Annotated in this window: 3 protein-coding genes and 1 pseudogene; 2 read left to right on the forward strand and 2 right to left on the reverse strand. The window is 60.4% G+C overall.

The features are described 5' to 3' along the window. A pseudogene (locus tag PGX04_RS24050) lies at positions 1 to 268 on the forward strand (heavy metal translocating P-type ATPase); the annotation flags it as partial. A gap of 971 nt (positions 269 to 1,239) precedes the next feature. Here the strand turns inward: PGX04_RS24050 and PGX04_RS24055 are convergent. Beyond that, a complete protein-coding gene (locus tag PGX04_RS24055) occupies positions 1,240 to 2,103 on the reverse strand; it encodes a DUF4382 domain-containing protein (RefSeq protein WP_273740821.1) in 864 nt (287 codons plus the stop codon). A 115-nt stretch (positions 2,104 to 2,218) separates the two neighbouring features. Then, on the reverse strand, positions 2,219 to 2,899 hold the full coding sequence (locus tag PGX04_RS24060; protein ID WP_273740822.1) for a stage II sporulation protein M: 681 nt from the start codon (positions 2,897 to 2,899) through the stop codon (positions 2,219 to 2,221). Between the two features lie 119 nt (positions 2,900 to 3,018). Here PGX04_RS24060 and PGX04_RS24065 point away from each other — a divergent pair. Beyond that, a partial coding sequence (locus PGX04_RS24065) for an amidohydrolase family protein (RefSeq protein WP_273740823.1) occupies positions 3,019 to 3,480 on the forward strand: 462 nt, incomplete at its 3' end.

The raw sequence follows: 3,480 nt of genomic DNA on the forward strand, positions 1-3,480 counted from the left end.
CGTGACCCTGATGCGCGACGACCCGCTCGACGTGGTGAAGGCCATCCGCATCTCCGAGGCCACCCTCCAGAAGATCAAGCAGAACCTCGTCTGGGCGCTGGGCTACAACACCGCGATGATCCCGCTGGCCTCGCTCGGCTTGCTCCAGCCGGTCCTCGCGGCCGGTGCGATGGCGCTGTCCTCGGTGTCGGTCCTCTCGAACAGCCTGCTCTTCCGTCGGTACACACCCGACCGCGATTACGAACTGTTCGGACGGCTCCGGCGCTGAGCGGCGCTCCGACCTCGAGGGGTACTTTCTGCTTGAGTTTCGCTCGGTTTTCGCTCGAGTCGAAGCAGACGGTTCAGAGGATGTAGTCAGCAGATCGGCATCTACAGAAACGGTTCTTTTCACCATCGAATGGAGTCCATCAACTGGACCGCCGGCCTCCTTCCACGCACTAAATCCTCAGCGCGCTTTTAGTGCATGCTACAAAAGCATGTGACTTGCGTCTCTCCTGTAGACTGGCAAGAACAACCTTGAGCCTGTAATTGATTGCCATGTTGTTCCGCGTGCTCTTTGGTATCAGCAGTGATGACAATTTTCATACTCGATGATTTTGTGGAGAGTGAAGGGGAATCCTCTGTGTCAGGTTCTGTTATGTGGACCTCGAGTTCTGGCAGATCGGGATGTGCTTCCCTGACTCGTACCAGCATCATTCGTAGTGTGTCCGCAGCGGTACGTATCTCCCTCATAGCGCGTTCACTGTCCTCTGCTATAGCGCGTTCACTATCTTCTACCCCATCTACCATGATCTTTCATGATGTATATCGATGTGTGTTATCTTAAACCTTTGTACAACTCTCTATAATTTCAAGAAACCATATAAATCTTCGAAATATAATGCTTGATTTGTCTCGCAGAAGGAGGTAGTCCCTCCACCACTCTTCGAGTGAACCTCGGTTCCTTGAGAGATCCGCGCTTTGTATTCAGCACGGCTCTGCCAGTACCCACGATAGCTGATGAATATTCACCCGGCAAACTGTCTCACGAGACATAAAAGCCTCGCACGGTACGCACAGCGCTCGTACCCGTTCGCCTTCGACTCGAGCAGGTCGGAGCCGCGGCGTCGCCCCGAATCGCTCTACGAGAAATACGGTAAACGAGGCGGGTACGACCGATAATTGAATCGAGTTCTACCGGCCGGCCGATCGGCCCCGTAAACTGTGCGCAGGTCGGCGGCTGACCGGAGGCACTCGATCTTACGACGCTTCGGCTCGTTTCTCGCCGGCGTTCCCGTTGCCGCGCTGTTTCTCGTCTTTCTCGTCGCTGTTCGTTTCGTCGACGTCGCGAATTTCGACATCGTCACCGGTGCCGCTCTGACTGATCACCGGCTTGAGGATGTACTTCCCGCTCTTCCCGGCCTTGTGCGGCGCGATGTCGTAGACGAAGTCGACCCGCTCGCCGTTACCGACGGTGAATCCCGTGTTCAGGTGGAGCTTGTTGCTCGGCAACTTCACCCGCGTCGTACTGCCGTCGGCCAGTATCCCCTCGGTGTCGCTGACGTAGATGAAGACTTTCTCGTAGTCGCCGGCCGGCAACTCGAACTCGTCGATCACGGACGCGTTCGCGCCTTTCAGTTCGGTGAGATCGACCGTCCGACTGTCGACGTCGTGCTCGACCCATCCCCCGTCGCTTGCGTCGCCGTCATCGTTTCCACCAGCCTCCTCGTCTTCCGCTTCCGATTCGTTGCCGTCCATCTCTCCGCTCGCTTCCTCATCCGTTTCGTTGGTATCCGTCTCTCCGTCGGTTTCGTTGGGTGATTCGTCGTCGGACTCGGTTGTATCCTCGCCGTCGGTTTCCTCCGAGTCACCGTCGCCTCCCTCGCCAGCCTTCTTGAATCCGACCTTCGTAATCGTCACGTTGAGATGTTCGAAGTCGTCGATCACGTTCGGCTCGTCGCTGACGTAGAACGCGGCCGTTCCCGCGCCGCCGTCGCTCGAGTCCGTCGTGGACGAGTCGTCGGTCGTCGTATCGTTCGTCAGGTCCCCGCCCATGCCGCCGGTACACCCGGCGATCGCGACGAGGGCTGCGACGAGTAGTAACTGGAGTATCCGTCCGTTCATGTTCCGTGACAGTCAATCAATACTGAAAAAAGGGGACGATGATTGGATCCGTTCACGACCGTTCAGCCCCGTAAACTGGTCGAAACCGTGGAATCACTGCCGGCTTCAACGGCGGTCAGGGGACCCCGCTCATCCCCTCGAGCCGTTCGGCGAACAGGGCCTCGAGGAGTGCGGGCGTGACGAAGGCCTCGACGAAGGCTGCCACGACGAGAAGCGACCAGCCGACCAGAACGAGGATGGCCGTCCGATAGAGGTAGGATTTCGTCACGATCGCGTCGCGCGCGCCGAAAATCCGCTGTCCGAACCGGTAGAGCAACCGGAAGCCGACGCCAGCGGCGATGAAGAGCGCGGGAAGCTCGAAGATTCCGTGGGGGAGCAAGCCGACGAGAATGTAATCGAATCCGACGGTCTCCGTGACGACGGCACCGACGTTCCCGACGATGACGCCGTTGAACAGCATCGCCCAGGCGGTGAGGAGTCCGAGCGTCAACGCACCGAGTATCGACAGGAGGAACGCCCGCGAGTTGTTCACCAGCAGGAACTGGGCTAGCTCGAGCCCGCCCATCTCCCCGATGTTCTCGGGGAAGAGGCTCTCCCCGAGCAAGTCGGCGATAATCTCGAGCAGGTTGTAGCCGGCCGCATAGAGGAGGACGCCGATGAGGACGCCGAGTCCGAATAGGCCGGCTGCAAAGCCCACGAATCGGCTGTGCTCGTCCCAGGCGTCGGCCAGCGCCGCCCGCGGTGGATAGCCGTCGACGAAGGCGCGAACCCGTGCGCGGCGCGATCGCGTTCCCATACCGATGGTTTCGCGGATCGAACTGTTAAATCCGACGACTGGTTGGTGGTATCAGTCCACCGACCGTAGAGGGTCGGGAAATCGACAGTATAAGGCGACCCGACGAGAACCGTGAGTCAATGACGACGCTTGCGATCACCGACGGACGGGTCCTCCACCCCGATCTGACGGTGACGGCCGCGGACGTACTGATCGATCGAGATGTCGGCGAGATCCTCGAGATCGGGACCGATCTCGCGGGCGACGCCGACGAGACGCTCGACGCCGCCGACTCGCTCGTGACGCCGGGGTTCGTCAACGGCCACTGTCACGTCGCCATGTCGCTCCTGCGGGGGTACGCCGACGACAAGCCCCTCGAGGCGTGGCTTCAGGAGGATATCTGGCCCGCCGAGGGAGCGCTGACGCCCGGCGATGTCCGCGTCGGTGCCGAACTCGGTCTGCTCGAACTGATCAAATCCGGAACGACCGCCTTCGCGGACATGTACTTCCACGTCCCCGAGGTCGCCGCCGCGGTCGAGGACGCGGGGCTCCGGGCCCGCCTCGGCCACGGCATCGTCACCGTCGGCAAGGACGGCGAGGGC

This window comes from Natrinema soli, assembly GCF_028618695.1.

What these genes read in the sequence shown, in the direction of transcription:
- PGX04_RS24055 (WP_273740821.1), bottom strand. Translation starts at nt 2,103, where the DNA reads ATGAACGGACGGATACTCCAGTTACTACTCGTCGCAGCCCTCGTCGCG.
- PGX04_RS24060 (WP_273740822.1), bottom strand. Translation starts at nt 2,899, where the DNA reads ATGGGAACGCGATCGCGCCGCGCACGGGTTCGCGCCTTCGTCGACGGC.